Origin of the sequence: Sphingomonas sp. DC1600-2 (assembly GCF_049897605.1) — a bacterium.
In the GTDB taxonomy this organism is placed as follows: domain Bacteria; phylum Pseudomonadota; class Alphaproteobacteria; order Sphingomonadales; family Sphingomonadaceae; genus Sphingomonas.
Genome location: NZ_JAFCWO010000003.1, coordinates 327,485 through 345,569, shown reverse-complemented (window position 1 = coordinate 345,569; position 18,085 = coordinate 327,485). Strand labels below are relative to the sequence as shown.

At 65.7% G+C, this 18,085-nt stretch carries 13 protein-coding genes; 7 read left to right on the top strand and 6 right to left on the bottom strand.

The annotated features are described in order from the left end of the window. Positions 1-23: 23 nt before the first annotated feature. Positions 24-2,597: a DNA mismatch repair protein MutS gene (gene mutS / locus ACP7BL_RS08310; RefSeq protein WP_426258239.1), complete on the top strand. Its 2,574-nt coding sequence runs from the start codon at positions 24-26 to the stop codon at positions 2,595-2,597. Between the two features lie 4 nt (positions 2,598-2,601). On the opposite strand, the gene ACP7BL_RS08305 is transcribed toward mutS, so the two are convergent. Then, on the bottom strand, positions 2,602-3,288 hold the full coding sequence (locus tag ACP7BL_RS08305; protein WP_426258072.1) for a GNAT family N-acetyltransferase: 687 nt from the start codon (positions 3,286-3,288) through the stop codon (positions 2,602-2,604). Positions 3,289-3,457: 169 nt separating this feature from the next. On the opposite strand from ACP7BL_RS08305, the gene ACP7BL_RS08300 reads away from it, so the two are divergent. Further along, positions 3,458-6,202: a [protein-PII] uridylyltransferase gene (locus tag ACP7BL_RS08300; RefSeq protein WP_033966122.1), complete on the top strand. Its 2,745-nt coding sequence runs from the start codon at positions 3,458-3,460 to the stop codon at positions 6,200-6,202. 86 nt (positions 6,203-6,288) lie between these two features. On the opposite strand, the gene ACP7BL_RS08295 is transcribed toward ACP7BL_RS08300, so the two are convergent. After that, positions 6,289-8,136 carry a cache domain-containing protein gene (locus ACP7BL_RS08295; protein WP_426258071.1) on the bottom strand — a complete coding sequence of 616 codons (1,848 nt, stop codon included), beginning with the start codon at positions 8,134-8,136 and terminating at the stop codon, positions 6,289-6,291. 259 nt (positions 8,137-8,395) lie between these two features. On the opposite strand from ACP7BL_RS08295, the gene ACP7BL_RS08290 reads away from it, so the two are divergent. Continuing rightward, positions 8,396-8,779 (top strand): VOC family protein, encoded by a 384-nt coding sequence (locus ACP7BL_RS08290; RefSeq protein WP_126848060.1) that lies wholly within the window; start codon positions 8,396-8,398, stop codon positions 8,777-8,779. 31 nt (positions 8,780-8,810) lie between these two features. Here ACP7BL_RS08290 and infC read toward each other — a convergent pair whose 3' ends face one another. The 3 genes from infC to ACP7BL_RS08275 form a co-directional block, all read right to left on the bottom strand. Next, the gene (gene infC, locus ACP7BL_RS08285; protein ID WP_231565245.1) at positions 8,811-9,314 is read right to left on the bottom strand and encodes a translation initiation factor IF-3; all 504 of its coding nucleotides are present in this window, start codon (positions 9,312-9,314) and stop codon (positions 8,811-8,813) included. A gap of 227 nt (positions 9,315-9,541) precedes the next feature. Then, on the bottom strand, positions 9,542-11,545 hold the full coding sequence (gene thrS / locus ACP7BL_RS08280) for a threonine--tRNA ligase (RefSeq protein WP_426258070.1): 2,004 nt from the start codon (positions 11,543-11,545) through the stop codon (positions 9,542-9,544). 159 nt (positions 11,546-11,704) lie between these two features. Next, positions 11,705-12,946, bottom strand: a complete 1,242-nt coding sequence (locus ACP7BL_RS08275; protein WP_033966120.1) for a methyl-accepting chemotaxis protein — start codon at positions 12,944-12,946, stop codon at positions 11,705-11,707. 309 nt (positions 12,947-13,255) lie between these two features. Between ACP7BL_RS08275 and ACP7BL_RS08270 the strand changes: the two genes are divergently transcribed. Beyond that, positions 13,256-13,678: a hypothetical protein gene (locus ACP7BL_RS08270; protein ID WP_426258069.1), complete on the top strand. Its 423-nt coding sequence runs from the start codon at positions 13,256-13,258 to the stop codon at positions 13,676-13,678. On the opposite strand, the gene ACP7BL_RS08265 is transcribed toward ACP7BL_RS08270, so the two are convergent. Further along, entirely contained in the window at positions 13,675-14,490 is an 816-nt protein-coding gene (locus ACP7BL_RS08265; protein WP_126848076.1) for an LD-carboxypeptidase, read from the bottom strand. The genes ACP7BL_RS08270 and ACP7BL_RS08265 overlap by 4 nt on opposite strands. Positions 14,491-14,632: 142 nt before the next feature. Between ACP7BL_RS08265 and ACP7BL_RS08260 the strand changes: the two genes are divergently transcribed. The 3 genes from ACP7BL_RS08260 to ACP7BL_RS08250 all read left to right on the top strand — a co-directional run bounded on the left by ACP7BL_RS08260 (position 14,633) and on the right by ACP7BL_RS08250 (position 17,995). Further along, positions 14,633-16,027, top strand: coding sequence for a glutamate ligase domain-containing protein (locus ACP7BL_RS08260; RefSeq protein ID WP_426258068.1), 1,395 nt, complete (start codon positions 14,633-14,635; stop codon positions 16,025-16,027). Positions 16,028-16,046: 19 nt separating this feature from the next. Then, complete coding sequence (locus tag ACP7BL_RS08255; RefSeq protein WP_159181853.1) at positions 16,047-16,301, top strand: DUF6356 family protein; 255 nt, start codon at positions 16,047-16,049, stop codon at positions 16,299-16,301. 74 nt (positions 16,302-16,375) lie between these two features. Further along, a complete protein-coding gene (locus ACP7BL_RS08250) occupies positions 16,376-17,995 on the top strand; it encodes an NAD(P)/FAD-dependent oxidoreductase (RefSeq protein WP_426258067.1) in 1,620 nt (539 codons plus the stop codon). Positions 17,996-18,085 lie beyond the last annotated feature (90 nt).

Below are 18,085 nucleotides of genomic sequence, written 5' to 3'. Positions count from 1 at the left end.
CACCGACCCCCGCTCCCACCCCGATGATGGCGCAATATTTCGCGCTGAAGGCCGAGGCGGCGGATTGCCTGCTGTTCTACCGCATGGGCGATTTCTTCGAATTGTTCTTCGACGATGCGAAGGTCGCCGCCGCCTGCCTCGACATCGCGCTGACCACGCGCGGCGAGCATCACGGCGTGCCGATCCCGATGTGCGGCGTGCCAGTCCATGCCGCCGATGCCTATCTCGCACGGCTGATCAAGGCCGGGCACCGCGTCGCCATCGCCGAGCAGACCGAGAGCCCGGCAGAAGCCAAGAAGCGCGCGGGCAAGACGTTGGTCTCGCGCGCGATCGTCCGCGTGGTGACGGCGGGGACGCTGACCGAGGAGGCGCTGCTCGATGCGCGCGCCGCCAATTGGTGCGTGGCGATCGGCGAGGTTGGCGGTGCGGTCGCGATTGCCGCTGCCGACATTTCGACCGGGCGGTTCGAGCTGATCGCGTGCGATGCCGCCGGATTGGGTGCCGAACTCGCCCGGCTCGCCCCGGCGGAGACCATCGCGTCGGAAGCGAGCGGCTTTGCCGAGCTCGCGACGATGCTGCGCCCGCGCGGCGAGTTCGACAGCGCGCGCGGCGAGGCGCGGCTGAAGGACCTGTATGCCGTCGCGACGCTCGACGGCTTCGGCCAGTTCGACCGTGCCGCCTTGTCGGCGGCGGGTGGGCTCGTCGCCTATCTCGATCACACCGCCAAGGGCGCGATGCCCTTCCTGCGCCCGCCGCGCCTCGGGCAAAGCGCCCAGCACATGGCGATCGACGCTGCCACGCGCGAAAGCCTGGAACTGACCCAGACGACGAGCGGCGTGCGCAAGGGCAGCTTGCTCGACGCGATCGACCGCACGGTGACGGCGGCGGGCGCGCGCCTGCTCGCCGCCGATCTCGGCGCCCCGCTGATGGAACGCACGCGGATCGAGGCGCGCTACGATCTGGTCACGCTGCTTACCGAGGATTCGGGGCTGCGCGAGTCGCTGCGGGGGACTTTGCGCAGCATGGCCGATATCGGCCGCGCGCTCGGGCGGCTGGCGGCGGGGCGGGGCTCCCCACGCGATCTCGGCCAGTTGCGCGACGGGCTCGATGGCGCGTGGCGGCTGGGCGAGCGGCTCGACCGGATCGACCAACCGCCTGCGCTGCTGAAGGATCTTGCCCCGCGCTTGCGCGGGCATGGCGCGCTGATCGACTTGCTGTCACGCGCGCTCGTGCCGTCACCCCCGATCGATGCCTCGGATGGCGGCTATATCGCTGCGGGCTATGACGCCGCGCTCGACGACCTGCGCGATGCGGGCGCGGGCGGCCGGCGCGCGATCGCTGCGCTCGAGGCCGACTATCGCGCCCGCACCGGCGTCGCCCAGCTCAAGATCCGCCACAATGGCGTGCTCGGCTATCATATCGAAGTCCCCGCGCGTTCGGCCGATGGTCTGATGAAACCCGATAGCGGTTTCATCCACCGCCAGACGATGGCGGGCGCGGTGCGCTTCAACGCGCCCGAACTGCACGAAGTCGCCGCCAAAGTGACGCAGGCCGGCGCCCATGCGCTGGCGGCGGAGGCGGCGCATCTTGAGGATCTGATCGCCGCCGCGCTCGACCGGCGCGAGGCGGTGGCGGCGACCGCGGATGCGCTGGCGCGGCTCGATGTCGCCGCCAGCCATGCCGAGCGCGCGGCGGAAGGCGGCTGGGCGCGGCCCGAGCTTGTCGACCATGCCTGTTTCGACATTGTCGGCGGGCGGCACCCGGTGGTCGAGGATGCGCTGGCCAAGCGGGGCGAACGCTTCGTCGCCAATGACTGTCGCCTGTCGGAAGATTCGCGGCTGTGGCTCGTCACCGGGCCCAATATGGGCGGTAAATCGACCTTCCTGCGCCAGAACGCCGCCATTGCCGTGCTGGCGCAAGCGGGCAGCTACGTTCCCGCGACATCGGCAACACTTGGACTGGTCGACCGGCTGTTCAGCCGCGTCGGCGCGTCGGACAATCTCGCGCGCGGTCGCTCGACCTTCATGGTCGAAATGGTCGAAACCGCCGCGATCCTGGCACAAGCAACGCCACGCAGCTTCGTCATCCTCGACGAGGTCGGGCGCGGCACCTCGACCTATGACGGGCTCGCCATTGCCTGGGCGGTGGTCGAGGCGATCCATGACGACAATCGCTGCCGCTGCCTGTTCGCCACCCATTATCACGAACTGACGCGGCTCGCCGAACGCTGTGACGCGCTCACCCTCCACCATGTCCGCGCGCGCGAATGGAAGGGCGAGCTGGTGTTGCTGCACGAAGTGTCCGAAGGCCCGGCCGATCGCAGTTATGGCCTCGCGGTCGCGCGGCTCGCTGGGCTGCCGCCTGCGACGATCGCGCGCGCCAAGGCGGTGCTGGCAAAGCTGGAAGCGGGCCGCGCCAAGACCGGGGGGCTGGCGGCGGGTCTGGACGATCTGCCGCTCTTCGCCGCCGCGATGGAGGTCGAGGAAGAGCAGGCCGACGCGATCCGCGCCGAGGTGGAGGCGCTCGACGTCGATGCGCTCACCCCGCGTGAGGCGCTGGAGACGCTCTACCGCCTGAAGGCTTTGGCGCGGGAGTAACGCCCTACGCCCGCGCGATCACCGTGTACGTCATCTCCCGCCGCGTCTCGAAGCCGAGCGCGCGGTACAGCGCCACCGCCGGGTTGTCGGCATAGCTGTGGAGAAACACGCCCTCTCCACCCGCGATCAGCGGCGCAATCACCGCTTCCATCAACGCGCGGGCGAAACCCTGCCCGCGAAAATCGGGATGCGTGCACACCGCGCTGACCTCGCTGAAACCCGGCACCTTCATCCGCTCGCCCGCCATCGCGACCAGCCGCCCGGCGCGGCGCACGCCGATATAGCCGCCTTGCAGATGCGTCGCCGCGAAGAACGGCCCCGGCGCGGTCAGCGTTGCCAGCGCCAGCATCTCGGGCGCATCCTCGTCGCCCAAACGCACGATTTCCACGTCGCGCGCCGCGCGGTGCAGCCGCGTCGCGACCATCTGGTTGAGCCGCCGCTCCGATACAATCGCCGTCCCCGGCGGCAGCACGGCTGGCCCCACCCCGATCAGGCCGAGCGTGCCGCCGTCCGGGACGAGCGCAGCTAACGCCGCCAGTGCCTCAGCGGAATCGTCGGCGGCTTCGCCAAACAGGTTGACGTCAGGCCGGAAGCGCAGCGCGCGACCGTCGCCGATCGCCAGCGCGTTCTGGCGGCCGGTAAGACTGTGCCAGATCGGTCGATCGAGCGGCGAGAATGGCAGGTTCGTCATTGGCCCCTTACACCCGAGAAGCGCGGCGCGGCTCATCCCGGCTCTTGCGGTCAAACCACGCAACCCTCCCGACACTGTGCATCATGACACCACGGCACGACAAGGTTCGGCCCCGGCCTCATGCGCATCCTGCGTGGACGCGGATCGCCCGACCCCCTATCTGGAACGCATGCCGCCACGCTTTGAAACCCTCCCGCAACGCCGTTCGATCATCGATCGGCGCACCGTCGCCGATGCGCTCGCCGCGCTCGAGGGGGATCGCAACACTTTGCGGAACGCGGCAACCGCCTTGCTCAAGCAAGCGCTCGACGCAGGGCGTGCCGAGATCGGGCGGCGGTTGATCGAACATCCTTCGCGCGGGTTGGAGGCAGCGGCGGGCCAGGCCTTCCTGATCGACCAATTGCTCCGCTTGCTCTACGATTTCACCGTCCAGCGCCTGTATCCGATGAGCAATCCGACCGCGGCCGAGCGTATCACGATCATCGCGGTCGGCGGCTATGGGCGCGGTGAAATGGCCCCCTATTCCGACGTTGATGTCGGCTTCCTGACTCCCGGCAAACAACCGCCCTGGGCCGAGCAAGTGATCGAGACGATGCTCTATGCGCTGTGGGATCTCGGCCTGAAAGTCGGCCATAGCAGCCGCTCGCTCGACGAGATGGTGCGCCAGGCCAAAAGCGACGTGACGATCCGCACCGCCTTGCTCGAGGCACGCTATGTGTGGGGCGATCAGGCGCTGTATGACGAGGCCGCGCGCCGCTTCAAGGTCGAGGTGCAGGCCGACACCGCACGCCAGTTCATCGCCGACAAGCTCGCCGAGCGCGACGTGCGGCACCACAAGATGGGCGACACGCGCTATGTCGTCGAACCCAACGTAAAAGAAGCGAAGGGCGGCCTGCGCGATCTGCACACGCTCTTCTGGATCGGCAAATACGCCTATAATGTCACCGAGCCCGCCGAGCTGGTCGAGGCTGGGCTGCTCAGCCGCGCCGAATATCGCCAGTTCCACCGTGCCGAGAATTTCCTGTGGGCCGTGCGCTGCCACCTGCACGCCATTTCCGGTCGGGCCGAGGATCGGCTGACCTTCGACCTGCAGCGCGAGATCGCCGAGCGGATGCGCTTCGCCGACCGGCCCGGCAAGTCCAAGGTCGAGCGTTTCATGCAATATTACTTCCTGCAGGCGCGCACGGCAGGCGACCTGACCGGCGTGTTTCTGGCGCATCTCGACGAGAAGTTCGCCGCGCGCGGACGGCGGTTCGGCTTGTCGGTGCTGCGGCGATCCCCGCGCAAGCTGAACGGCTTCACCGTCATTCGTGGTCGGCTGGCGATCCCCAATGACGGTTTTCTCGCCGAAAAGCCGGTGCGGCTGATCGAATTGTTCGCGCTGGCCGACAAACACGGTCTGGAAATTCACCCGCTGGCCATGCGCGCCGCCGCACGCGACGCGAAACTTGCCGATGATATCCGCCAGGATCCGACCGCCAATGCGCTGTTCCTCGACGTGCTCACCTCGCCGCGCGACCCCGAAACGGTGCTGCGCTGGATGAACGAGGCGGGGGTGTTCGGTCGCTTCGTGCCCGATTTCGGCCGCGTCGTGGCGCAAATGCAGTTCGACATGTACCATCACTACACCGTCGACGAACACACCATCCGCGCGATTGGCCTGCTCAGCCGGATCGAGCATGGCGAGCTGGAGACCGACCATCCGCTGTGTACGGTGTTGCTGAAACAGATCGTCTCGCGCCGCGCGCTCTATGTCGCGGTGTTGCTGCATGACATCGCCAAGGGGCGCGGCGGCGACCATTCGGTGCTGGGTGCCGAGGTCGCGCACCGGCTCTGCCCGCGCCTGGGACTGAGCCCGGCCGAGACCGAAACCGTCGCCTGGCTGGTGCGCTATCACCTGCTGATGTCGGCGACCGCGTTCAAACGCGACCTGTCGGACTTCAAGACCATCCTCGATTTCGCGGAAGCCGTGCAAAGCCCCGAGCGCTTGCGGCTGTTGCTGCTGCTCACGGTCGTCGACATTCGCGCGGTCGGCCCCGGTGTGTGGAACGGGTGGAAGCGGCAATTGCTGTCCGACCTGTACGAATCGGCCGAAGAAGTGCTGCGGCTGGGCCACAAGCAAAAGGGGCGCGGCGAGCGGATCGCCGCAAAGCAGGAGGCGCTGCAGGCGCTGCTGGGCTGGGATGCGGCGCAGTTTGACCATCTCGTGCGCCGCTTGCCCGAACCTTATTGGGTGGCCGAGCCCGAGGACGTAATCGCCCGCAATGCCGGGCTGATCGCCGAAGCGGGCTCGGCGCAGCTCTCGATCAGCGCGCAGGTCTATCCCGAGCGCGGCGCGACGCTCGTTACCGTCTACGCCGCCGATCACCCGGGGCTGTTCTACCGCATCGCAGGCGCGATCAGCGTGGCTGGCGGCAATATCATCGATGCGCGCATCCACACCACACGCGACGGCATGGCGCTCGACAACTTCCTGGTGCAGGATCCGTTCGGTCGCCCGTTCGACGAGACGGCACAGCTTTCCCGGCTGAAACAGGCGATCGAGGACGCACTCGCCAATCGCGGCAAGATGATCGACCGGCTGATGGCAAAGCCGCCATCGCGTCCGCGTGCCGAGGCGTTTGCAATCGCTCCGAACGTGCTGATCGACAACAAGGCGTCGAACCGCTTCACCGTGATCGAGATCAACGCGCGCGACCGGCCCGCCTTATTGCATCAGCTGGCGCACGCGCTGTTCCAGTCGAAGGTGACGATCCATTCGGCGCATGTCGCAACCTATGGCGAACGCGCGGTCGACACGTTCTACCTGACCGACCTGACCGGCGAAAAGATCTCAGCAGCGAGCCGATTGAAGACGATCGAGCGGCGCCTGCTGGGTGCCGCGGCAGGAGAGCGGATCACCGACGCGGCGTAAACCCGGCCGTGAAGGCGGGTTGCCCCCGCCACGACGGGATCGCTGCGCCCCACGCGTCTTACGATCCGCGTCGCGACTGTCACCCGTCACAGCGGCGCGTGCGTCTGAAATCCGCCCGATGGCATCCCCTTCGACCGCCGCTCGGGATTTCCACCCGAATAGCCCCGATGGTCGCGGACCTTGGCGATCACCCGCTGCCCTTCGTCATTGCCGGTCTTGAACCGGCTGGCGTTGCGATTGAGGCCGTCGACTTCGCTCGCCAGGTTGCGTGCGGCGGCAGACGTTTGCTCCACCATCGCGGCATTTTGCTGCGTCGCACGGTCGACCTCGTTCACGGCCCCGACAATCTCCTTGATGGTGGTGGCTTGTGTGCGGTTCTCGGCGGCCATGCGGGACACCAGCGACAACACTTGCTCCACGCTGCCGGAAATATTGGAAAGCGCCCCATCGACATCCTGCACCGCACCAACCGCGGTGCCGATATCCTCCTGGGTCGCGGTCAACTGCCCGCGCGCGCGTTTCGCCTCCTCTTCGGACCGCATTGCCAGCGCCGAGACAAGGTCGGCGACGACGGCAAACCCGCGTCCGGCGTCCCCGGCGCGCCCCGCCTCGACTGCGGCATTCATCGCCAGAACGCGCGTCTGGAAGGCGATCTTGTCGAGGCCTTCGATGACACTGTCGATCCCTTTCGCGCCATCGAGCACGCGGCTCATCGCCGACACGGCATGTTCGGCGGTGTTGCGACCGGCGACCACATTCGACACCGCCTGCTCGGTCTGATCGACCGTCTGGCCCGCCGATCGCGCCGTCTGCACCAGCACGCCCTCCATTTGCGACAGCGAAGCAGAGGCCTTTTCGAGACTGGCGGCATTGCCCTCGGAGCGCCGGGCCAGGTCATCTGCCGCCAACGCGATCTCGTTGGAGCCGGTGCGAATGCCGTGACACGCATCGGTGACCGATGCCATCAGCTCGCGCAAGTCGCCAACCGCACCGTTATAATTTTGTTTAAGTTCCTGATAATTATTCGGAAACTCTTCATGAATCTGCGCAGTCAGATCTCCGTCCGACATCGCCTTCAAGTGGCGCGAAAGCGTATCGACCACAGCATGCTGCGCGATATCCTCCGCCGCCTTGGCGTGGTCGGCGGCAGCCTTGGCCACCGCCACGTCGCGGAAGGTGCCGAGTGCACGCGCCATGTCGCCCAATTCGTCGGACCGGGCGAGGCCGGGAATGTCCGACGCGGTGTCGCCCGCCTGAAGTGCCCCCATGCGCACGGTCAGCGCATTCAACGGTTGCGTGATCGAGCGAGCGAGCAACCATCCAAGGCCCGCCATCGCCAGAATCCCGAGCAGTGCGAGACCAACCAGCAAGGACGCTTCGCCCCAAATCGCCGCCCAGGCGTCGGTCTGATAGGCACCGGTGCCGATCACCCAGCCCCACGGCGCGAACTTCTTCACGAACGAAATTTTGGGTTGCGGTGCCTCGGAGCCTGGCTTGGGCCAGCGATAGGCGACAAAGTCCCCGTCCGGATTGCGCTCGGCCGCCTTGACGAACTCCACGAACGGAAAACGCCCATCCGGGTCGGTGGTCTGGCGAAGGTCCTTGCCCTCCAGTTCCGGCTTGACCGGATGCATGATCATCCGGGGCAACAGATCGTTGACCCAGAAATACTCTTTGCCGCTGTAGCGCATCCTGCGAAGGGTGGAGAGCGCACCGGCCTGCGCCTGTTCACGGGTTAGGCGACCATCGGCCTCCTGCGCCTGATACTGCTCGACCACGCCATATGCGGTTTCCAGGGTTGCGCGGGTTTGCATCGCCTCGTCGTGCAGCATGACACCGCCCAACCGCAGCAATGCAACGCCAAGACCAAGCGTCATCGCACAGAGCGCCGCCAATGTAAGAAGGTGAAGTCGACGGCCGATATTCAAACGCATCTCATAATCCTCGGTACCCTGAGTGCATTATAGACGGGAGCCGAAGAGGGCGCGGAAGCGCGACAACATTGATTTCGAAAGTCGATTTGCCGAATGCAGCGGCGTTCCGGGTGAGCGGATATGCTGCGCGAAACATGCCTTTTATAGGGGATCGGCTGGCTGCGTTCCTGCTTTCGCGAGGCGTATTCCGTGATATCGTGCCCGTCGCCCCGCTGCCGTCGGCGAAGCTCGGGGCAAAGGACATCACAAGGAGGATTGCATGCCCGTACTCGGCATTGGCGGCCTATTCTTGCGCAGTAAGGATCCCGATGCGCTGTCCGCCTGGTATCGCGATCATCTCGGAGTCGGTGCGGGTTGCGTTTCGGTCGAGGGAGCGACGGCGGACCCGTGGTCCTGGCTGGCACAGGGCGGGCCCGTTATATTCGCGCCATTCGCCGCCGATTCCGATTATTTTCCGGCAGACCGACAGTTCATGCTCAACCTGCGTGTGGCGGATCTGGACGGCTTGATCGCCAATCTGACCAGCGCGGGAATCGACGTTCTGACCAAGCCCGAATGGGACGACCCGGCGACCGGACGCTTTGCCCGAGTCCACGATCCGGAGGGACGCCCAATCGAGCTGTGGGAAGCACCCGCAGACTGACGCGGGGCGGGCAGGGTGCCCGCCCGACCTATTATTTCGGGGCGAGCACCATCAGCATCTGGCGGCCTTCCATGCGCGGATAGGCTTCGACCTTGGCGGTTTCCGCCACGTCGGCCTGCACACGCTGGAGCAAGATCATGCCAAGCTGGCCGTGGCTCAATTCACGGCCGCGGAAGCGCAAAGTGATCTTGACCTTGTCGCCTTCGTCGATGAACTCGAGCACCTTCTTCATCTTGGTGTCGTAATCGTGGTCATCGATGTTGGGACGCATCTTGATCTCTTTGATCTCCTGCGTCTTTTGCGACTTGCGTGCGAGGTTCGCTTTCTTCTGCGCCTCGTACTTGAACTTGCCGACATCGAGGAACTTGGCGACGGGCGGATCAGCGTTGGGCGACACCTCGACCAGGTCCAAACCGACCTCGCGCGCCTGCTCCATCGCCTCGCGCGTGTACATTACGCCAAGATTTTCACCGTCCTGATCGATCACGCGGACCTTGGACGACACAATGAATTCGTTGAAGCGAGGGCCGTTCATTGGCGGCGCCTGCCGGGTCATGGGAGGACGGATAGGTGTAGCTCCTGTCGTTGTTGATGGACTGATATAGGGGATTTTCGGGCAAAACGAAAGGTGGACTCGTTCGATCCTCATACCACCCCGGCGAAGGCCGGGGCCCAGCCGGACAGGCTCATGCTGAAAGCGCTCCGCTCCCTTGCAAAAACCTTCGCAACTGGGCCCCGGCCTTCGCCGGGGTGGTCGTCATTTTACAGGTCCGGGGCCTTGGCCGCCTCGGTCAGCATCGCGATCGCCTCGTCCAGCGTCAGGAATTGCTGCCGGTCGCGGCCCAATTGCCGCAAGGCGACCTTGCCCTCTTCGGCCTCGCGCTTGCCGACGACGAGCAGGTTCGGGACCTTCGCCAGCGAGTGCTCGCGCACCTTATAGTTGATCTTCTCGTTGCGCAGATCGGTCTCGACCCGGATCCCCGCCGCCGTCAGTTTCGCGGCCACTTCGGTGGCATAGCCATCCGCATCGGACACGATCGTCGCGACCACCGCCTGCACCGGTGCCAGCCACAGCGGGAAGCGCCCGGCATGGTGCTCGATCAGGATGCCGATGAAGCGCTCGAACGTGCCCAGAATCGCGCGGTGCAGCATCACCGGGCGGTGGCGCTCGCCATCCGCGCCGACATAGCTGGCGTCGAGTCGCTCAGGCAGCACGCGGTCCGACTGGATCGTACCGACTTGCCACGTCCGCCCGATCGCATCGGTCAGGTGGAATTCGAGCTTGGGCGCATAGAACGCCCCCTCGCCCGGCAGTTCTTCGAAATTGGCCTTGATCGTCTCGCTGAGCTTGGAGCCCAGCACCGCCTGGCGCAATTCGTCCTCGGCCTTGTCCCACATCTCGTCCGAGCCGAAGCGCTTGTCGGGGCGCAGCGCGAGTTTCACCGCGTAGTCGGAAAAGCCGAGATGCTGGTACACGCTGTCGAGCAACTCGCAGAATAGCTGCACTTCCTCGACCAACTGATCCTCGCGCACGAAGATATGCGCGTCGTCCTGCGTGAACTGGCGCACGCGCATGATGCCGTGCAGCGCGCCATGCGGCTCGTTGCGGTGGCAGCAGCCGAATTCGGCCATGCGCATCGGCAAGTCGCGATAGCTCTTAATGCCCTGCCGGAAGATCAGCACGTGCGCCGGGCAGTTCATTGGCTTCAGTGCCATCAGATCGGCGGTGCCGCTGAAGATCGCCGCGTCGTCCTCGGTACCCGGAATCTCGTCGGGCACGACGAACATGTTTTCGCGATATTTGCCCCAATGGCCGGACTGCTCCCACTGGCGCGCGTCCATCAATTGTGGGGTCTTCACCTCGACATAGCCCGCCGCGTCGAGCCGGCGGCGCATATAGGCCTCCAACTGACGCCACAGCATATAGCCCTTGGGGTGCCAGAACACGCTGCCTTGCGCTTCGGACTGGAGATGGAACAGGTCCATTTCCTGGCCGATCTTGCGATGGTCGCGCTTGGCCGCTTCCTCGAGCATCGTCAGATGCGCATCGAGCTGCTTCTTGTTCAGCCAGCCGGTGCCGTAAATGCGGCTGAGCATCGCATTCTTCTGGTCACCGCGCCAATAAGCGCCCGACACACGCGTCAGCTTGAACGCCTGCGGATCAAGCTTGCCGGTCGAGGCCAGATGCGGCCCGCGGCACATGTCGAGCCACGCGTCGTCACCCTTGCCGGCCTTGTAGACCGTCAGTTCCTCGCCCTCGGGCAGTTCGGCGGCCCATTCGGCCTTGAAGCTCTCGCCCTGCGCGGTCCAGCGCGCGATCAGATCGGCACGGCTCCACACTTCGCGGATCAGCGGCTCGTCCTTGCCGATGATGCGGCGCATCTCGGCTTCGATCGCGGGCAGATCCTCGTCGGTGAACGGACGATCCTTCGGCGCGAAGTCGTAATAAAAGCCGTCGTCGGTCGAGGGACCGAAGGTGATCTGCGTCCCCGGAAACAGGTTCTGCACCGCTTCGGCCAGCACATGCGCAAAATCGTGGCGGGCGAGTTCGAGCGCATCGGCCTCGTCCTTCGCGGTCACCAGCGCCAGCGCGCTGTCGCCCTCAAACGGGCGCATGATGTCGCGCAATTCGCCATCGACGCGCGCGGCGATCGCCGCTTTCGCCAGGCCCGGCCCGATCGCTGCGGCCACATCTGCGGGGGTAGTCCCCGGGGCTACCTCACGGACGGAACCGTCGGGCAGCGAGATGCGGAACAGGGCGGACATCGGGATGGGATCTTTCTTGGCTTATAGGAGCCCCGGCGCTTAAGCCGGGCTGGTCGATATAAGCAAGCGCGGGCGATCCGTCACCCTCCGCCAATTACCGCCGCCTGCAGGCCGGAGGGTCGCACCGCCCGGCCCGCGTGGGTACGTGCATGCGTGCGCTCAGCAATGACCGCCGACCCTCGTTTCCAACAGCGCCGTCGGCGGGGGCATCCGTCGGCCCTGCTCAACCTGGAAGCGATCGGCCTGGGCGGACAACTGCCCCACTTCGCCGGTCAGATTGCGGGCGGCAGCCGAGGTTTCCTCGACCATCGCGGCATTTTCCTGCGTCGACCGGTCGATCGCGTGGACGGCCAGGCTTACTTCGGTGATCGCGCCGGCCTGTGCTTCATTATCCTTGGCGATCTGCTTGGCCAGAACGGTGACACGGTCCCCCGAGGTGAGGATGACGCCGAATGCCTCGTCCACCTGCTGTACCGCATCGACCGCAGCGCCGATGTCGACCCGCGTGACGCCCAGTTGGTCGCGCGCGCGCTTGGCCTCTTCCTCGGCGCGCATCGCCAGCGCAGAGACCAGATCGGCCACCACCGCAAAGCCGCGACCGGCATCGCCCGCGCGCCCGGCCTCGACCGCCGCGTTCATGGCGAGAACGCGTGTCTGGAACGCGATCTTGTCGAGCCCGCCAATCACGTCATCAATGCCCTTAGCGCTGTCGAGCACGCGCGTCATCGCCTGCACGGCGGCATCGGTGCGCCCGCGCCCTTCGAGCACCGCCGCATTGGCTTGCTCCGAGGTTTCGACCGATTGCGACGCGGCAAGGGCGGTCGCCTTGAGCCGCGTATCGACCTGCTGGATCGCGGCGGTGGTCTGCTCCAGGCTTGCCGCCGTGCTTTCGGTGCGGCGCGCGATGTCATTTGCTGCCTGGGCGATTTCGTTCGAGCCGCCCTGAATGTTGCTGGCGCTGGATTTGACCGAAGCAAGCAAGGTCCGCAAATTTCCAAGCGCCTCGTTGTAACTATTCTTCATCGGCCCATAAGCCGCCGGGAAATTTTCCGTAATATCTGCGGTGAGGTCGCCATTAGAAAGCCGCCCCAGCTTGTCGACCATCGTCCTGGTGACCGTCGCATTGAGTTCCGAATTCCGCTCCAGTTCTTCGTTCATGACGACCTGCTTCTGGGCGTTATCGCGAAACGCGAACATCGCCTTGGTCATGCGTCCGACGCAATCGGTGAATTCGGTGAATTCGATCGGCGACTGGAGATCGCCGGAGGCGAGCCCCTCCATCCGCACGACCGTCGCGACATAGGGGCCGGCGATCGCCTCGCGGAAAAAGTGCGCCATCCCGAGGCCGACCGTGGTGGCAATCACGCCGACCAGTAACGCGCCCTTGGGATTCACCCACATTGCGCAGGTGGTTACGGCCAATAAAGCAACGAAAAACCCGAAGGCTACCAGGAGTTTCAACCGGACGGGCGCTGAGGCTTTAAACCAATACACGTAGGATCTCCTGAAATCATGCTTTAGAACTAGAGAGATCGTCTGCGCAAAAGTTGCGAGGACGCCCACCCGGTTATTGTAGGAGAATTATCGGGAAGCGTTGCGCGCACACGAAAATCTTGCCTCCCTCCGCCATTGCCGATTGTCGACGCCACCCATTATGGTGCGCGCCGAAACCCGCAGAGATTGCTCGCCTGTCAGCCAAGGAATAGGATGATGCTAACCGGATTGCTGGTGTACACGATCATCGTGATGCAGTTTTTCCCCGAAACGGCGGTCGCACGGTGGTTGGATCGCACGGTGGCGATCACACGCGATGTGTTTGGCAGGATCGAGCGTCGACACCTCATCTTTCTGATGCTGACGGCCGTCATCCTCATCGCCGGTGCGGAGTTGCTGGCGATCGCCGGGCCGTTCGACATGGCGCTGGTCGTGCTGTGGGACGTGTCGACCTATATCGACATTGTTCTGACGACCGCGGTGATCGCGACCGCCACGCGCGGCGGCGCGGGCTGGCGCACGCTCATCGCACGGTTCCTGCCCCGCCGTGCGCCGCGCGCGCGGCGTCGGCGCGGCGTCCAGGCCACCCCGCCCTCCGCCAATGACGACGACCGACCGGCCTTTGCCCGCGCGGCTTAGGCCACCCCGAACGGTACCACGCGATTGCTGCGAACATGGCCGATCTCGGCGCGGCCGAGATAAGGCACGCGCATCTCGCCGCACCAGCGCGCGATCATCGTTTCAAGGCTTTCGCCCCAGGGCGGATCATTGTCCGGCACTTCGCTGATCTGGCCCAGCCGGACGCCCGCAAGTCCCTTCAACTGCGTCGCATGGGCCATGGTGAACAACATGCGGTCAACGCGGTAGAGCGGCTCGGACACTTCCTCGACGATCAGCACATGATCGGTGAGGTCGGGCAGCCACGGCGTGCCGATCAGCGCGGTCAGGATCGCGAGATTGAACGCCGCCGCCGGTCGCCCGTCCAGGCCGGGTTCGAGCACGCTGCGATCCTTCTTCGTCAGCCACAGCAAGGACCGCGCAAACGCCGCACCGCCGTCTCCACTGCCCGCAACCGACGCCATCGGCCCATGCACCGGATGTCCGACCTTGGCGGCATACAGCGCGCCGAGCAGGAAGCCCATGTCGGAAAACCCCAAATAGGTCTTGCGCCGCGCCGCCGCGCCCAGTTGCGGCATCACGCTGTGCAGGATGCGGTTGGAGCCATAGCCGCCGCGCGCGAACCAGATCGCATCGAACGCGGGGTCATTAGCGACCTCCAGGAACGCCGCCGCGCGCACCGCGTCCGACCCGGCGAAATGCCCTTCGCTGAGGAAGCATTGCGGGTGAAACACCAGATCGACCTCGGGCATCGCCACCGCCGCCAGCCCGAGCGCACGCGCCGCCAGCGCTTCATCGATCCCGCGTGCGGGTGCCACCACCCCAATCTTCATGCCATCACCGTTCGTTTCGAGCCCATCTCTGTCGAGCACAATCGAGAAACCTGCCCCCCCGCCCCGTCGCCCGGTTTCTCGACTGCGCTCGAAACGAACGGGAGGGGTGGTGCTTTCCGACGACCCGCGATAGCCCGCTGTTATGAGCAACGGCAAATCATACTTCTTCGTCGGCATTGGCGGCAGCGGCATGATGCCGCTCGCGATGATCCTCGCCGGGCGCGGGGCCACCGTCGCCGGATCGGACCGCACGCTCGATGCCGGGCGCTTGCCCGCCAAATTCGCCGATCTCGCCGCCAAGGGCGTGGCGCTGTTTCCGCAGGACGGCTCTGGCGTCACCTCGACCGAACAGATCGTCGTCGCCTCGGCCGCGGTCGAAGCGAGCGTCGCCGATATCGTCGCCGCCGATCGCGTCGGCGCGCAGCGGCTGAGCCGCCCGCAATTGCTCGCCTCGCTGTTCAACGCGAGCGACCTGCCGATCGGCGTGGCCGGCACCAGCGGCAAATCGACCGTGACGGGGATGATCGGCTGGATCCTCCACGCCTGCGGGCGCGATCCGACGGTGATGAACGGCGCGGTGATGAAGAATTTCGCCTCGCCCGACGCGCCCTTTGCCAGCGCGCTCGTCGGCGATGGGCCCGCCTTCGTCAGCGAAGTCGACGAAAGCGACGGCTCGATCGCGCTCTACACGCCCAAGATCGCGGTGCTCAACAATGTCAGCCTCGACCATAAGTCGCTCGAGGAATTGCGCGCGCTGTTCGCCGATTTCGCTGGGAAAGCCGGGACGACCATCCTCAATGTCGGCGATGCCGAGACGGCAGAGCTGGCGGCGGCGCTGGACCCGGCGCGGCTGGTGACCTTCGCGGTCGAGGCCGATGCCGATCTCAGCGCGCGCAACCTCCAGCCCGAACCCTTCGCGATTACGTTCGATCTGCTGGTCGATGGCGCGACGCATCCGGTGCGGCTGTCGGTGCCGGGGCGGCACAATGTCGCCAATGCGCTGGCGGCGCTGGGTGCAGCGCGCGCGGCAGGGGTGCCGCTGACCGAGGCGATTCGCGCGCTTGCGGGCTTTACCGGGCTCAAGCGCCGCTTCGAACTGGTCGGGACCAGCGCCGACGTCACCGTGATCGACGATTTCGGGCATAATCCCGACAAGATCGCGGCGACGCTGGCGACGCTGCACGCCTTTCCGGGGCGCTTGCTCGTGCTGTTCCAGCCGCATGGCTATGGCCCGCTGAAAGTGATGCGCGCCGAACTGGTCGCGATGTTCCAGCGGATGCTCGGGGACGATGACCTGCTGGTATTGCCCGATCCGGTCTATCAGGGCGGGACGGTGGCGCGGAAGGTGACCAGCGCCGACATCGCCCGCGACATCGGCGTGCAGGCCCACCACATCGCCGATCGCGCACAGGCCGCTGTCTGGCTCGTCGAGCAAGCGCGACCCGGCGACCGAATTGTGGTAATGGGGGCACGAGACGATACGCTGAGCCAACTGGCCGCCGACATGTTGCCGCAGATTGCGCCCAGATTCGCCTGAGTTACCAAGGAGCCGCCTTATGTTTCGCCGTCTGTTCCTCGATCACCCCGCCTCGGTCGGCGAAAGCTATGCCGAGCATTTCGGTGTTGCTTCCCGCTTCGGCGTGACTTTGATCGGCGGCGGCCTCGGTTGCCTCGTCCATGCCGTCGTCCCCGCCGCATTCAAGACCACCGGCAGCCAGACCGTGCTGCGCCTGAACAAGCGCATCGTCGAAAAGCGCGCAGCGGTGATGGCGGACGAACTGCAGCGCCGCACGGTCGAATATGTGATCTGACGGTATCCTCCCCGGAAAGGGGAGGATACAGAGGCCCAGTTCCCGAAACCGCGCTTCCCGGCTATGGCGGCGCGATGCTGCGCATCACCGATCTCAAGCTCCCGCTCCACCATGCCGAGGAAGAACTCGCCGCAGCGATCCGCCAGCGGCTGCGCATCACCCCGCGCGATCTGGTGCGCTACACCATCGCCCGCCGTGCGCATGACGCGCGCGACAAGACCGACATCCAACTGGTCTATTCGGTCGATGTGAACGTGCGCGATGAAGCGCCGGTGCTGGCGCGCTTCAAGAAGGACCGGCATGTCCAGCCGACCCCCAACACGGCGTACAAATTCGTTGCCAAGGCGCCCGAGGGCTGGAGCGGCCCGCGCCCCGTGGTCGTGGGTGCGGGGCCATGCGGGCTGTTCGCCGGGCTGATTCTCGCGCAAATGGGCTTCCGCCCGATCATCCTCGATCGCGGCAAGGTGGTGCGCGAACGCACCAAGGACACCTGGGGCCTGTGGCGGCGCAGCGTGCTCAACCCCGAAAGCAATGTGCAGTTCGGCGAAGGCGGCGCCGGCACCTTTTCCGACGGCAAGCTCTACAGCCGGATCAAAGACCCGCGCCACCTCGACCGCAAGGTGCTGACCGAATTCGTAAAAGCCGGTGCCCCGCCCGAAATTCTGACCGAGGCGCACCCGCATATCGGCACCTTCCGCCTGGTCACTATGGTCGAGAGCATGCGCGCGACGATCGAGGCGTTGGGCGGCGAATATCGCTTTCAGACCCGCGTCGACGGCATCGATGTCGCCACCGACGAGCACGGCACACGGCGCGTGCGCGGGCTGCATTTGCACACCGGCGATTATCTCGCCGCCGAACAGGTGGTGCTCGCGGTCGGCCATAGCGCACGCGATACCTTCCACATGCTCCATGCAGGCGGTGTGCATGTCGAGGCCAAGCCCTTCTCGATCGGCGTGCGCATCGAGCATCCGCAATCGTGGATCGACCAGGCGCGTTTCGGCCCCAATGCCGGGCACCCGATTTTGGGCGCGGCCGAATATCACATCTCGCACCATGCCAAGAACGGGCGCACCGCCTATAGCTTCTGCATGTGCCCCGGCGGCACGGTGGTGGCGGCCACCTCCGAGGAAGGCCGCGTCGCCACCAACGGCATGAGCCAATATTCGCGCAACGAACGCAACGCCAATTCCGGCATGGTGGTCGGCATCGACCCCGAGCGCGACTATCCCGAGCATCCGCTGGCGGGAATCGCGCTGCAACGCCAGATCGAGGAACGCGCCTTCGTCGCGGGCGGCTCCAATTATCACGCGCCCGCGCAATTGCTCGGCGATTTCCTCGCCGGGCGGCCCTCGACCAAGCTCGGCAGCGTCACCCCCTCCTATCGCCCCGGCGTGACGATGACCGATCTGGCGCTGTGCCTGCCCGAATTCGTGATCACCGCGATGCGCGAGGCGCTGGTCCAGTTCGGGCGTGAGATCCCCGGCTATGACCATCCCGACGCGGTGCTGACCGGCGTCGAGACGCGCACCTCCGCCCCCGTGCGCATCACGCGCGGCGACGATTTCCAGAGCCTCAATACCGCGGGCCTGTTCCCGGCGGGCGAAGGCGCTGGCTATGCCGGGGGGATTTTGTCGGCGGCGGTGGACGGAATCAAGGTGGCGGAGGCGGTGGCGGCTAAGATCAAAGTCTGAGCGAACTCGCTACCGGCCCTATCAAGGCTCCTTGACAGACAAGGAACCTTGACTGTAAAGCTCCCTTCACAAGAGTGAAAGGATGCTTTC

Bases quoted from the DNA above. Each gene is read 5' to 3' on its own strand.
- mutS (WP_426258239.1), top strand. From the start codon at position 24: ATGATGGCGCAATATTTCGCGCTGAAGGCCGAGGCGGCGGATTGCCTG.
- ACP7BL_RS08305 (WP_426258072.1), bottom strand. From the start codon at position 3,288: ATGACGAACCTGCCATTCTCGCCGCTCGATCGACCGATCTGGCACAGT.
- ACP7BL_RS08300 (WP_033966122.1), top strand. From the start codon at position 3,458: ATGCCGCCACGCTTTGAAACCCTCCCGCAACGCCGTTCGATCATCGAT.
- ACP7BL_RS08295 (WP_426258071.1), bottom strand. From the start codon at position 8,136: ATGCGTTTGAATATCGGCCGTCGACTTCACCTTCTTACATTGGCGGCG.
- ACP7BL_RS08290 (WP_126848060.1), top strand. From the start codon at position 8,396: ATGCCCGTACTCGGCATTGGCGGCCTATTCTTGCGCAGTAAGGATCCC.
- infC (WP_231565245.1), bottom strand. From the start codon at position 9,314: ATGAACGGCCCTCGCTTCAACGAATTCATTGTGTCGTCCAAGGTCCGC.
- thrS (WP_426258070.1), bottom strand. From the start codon at position 11,545: ATGTCCGCCCTGTTCCGCATCTCGCTGCCCGACGGTTCCGTCCGTGAG.
- ACP7BL_RS08275 (WP_033966120.1), bottom strand. From the start codon at position 12,946: ATGTGGGTGAATCCCAAGGGCGCGTTACTGGTCGGCGTGATTGCCACC.
- ACP7BL_RS08270 (WP_426258069.1), top strand. From the start codon at position 13,256: ATGCTAACCGGATTGCTGGTGTACACGATCATCGTGATGCAGTTTTTC.
- ACP7BL_RS08265 (WP_126848076.1), bottom strand. From the start codon at position 14,490: ATGAAGATTGGGGTGGTGGCACCCGCACGCGGGATCGATGAAGCGCTG.
- ACP7BL_RS08260 (WP_426258068.1), top strand. From the start codon at position 14,633: ATGAGCAACGGCAAATCATACTTCTTCGTCGGCATTGGCGGCAGCGGC.
- ACP7BL_RS08255 (WP_159181853.1), top strand. From the start codon at position 16,047: ATGTTTCGCCGTCTGTTCCTCGATCACCCCGCCTCGGTCGGCGAAAGC.
- ACP7BL_RS08250 (WP_426258067.1), top strand. From the start codon at position 16,376: ATGCTGCGCATCACCGATCTCAAGCTCCCGCTCCACCATGCCGAGGAA.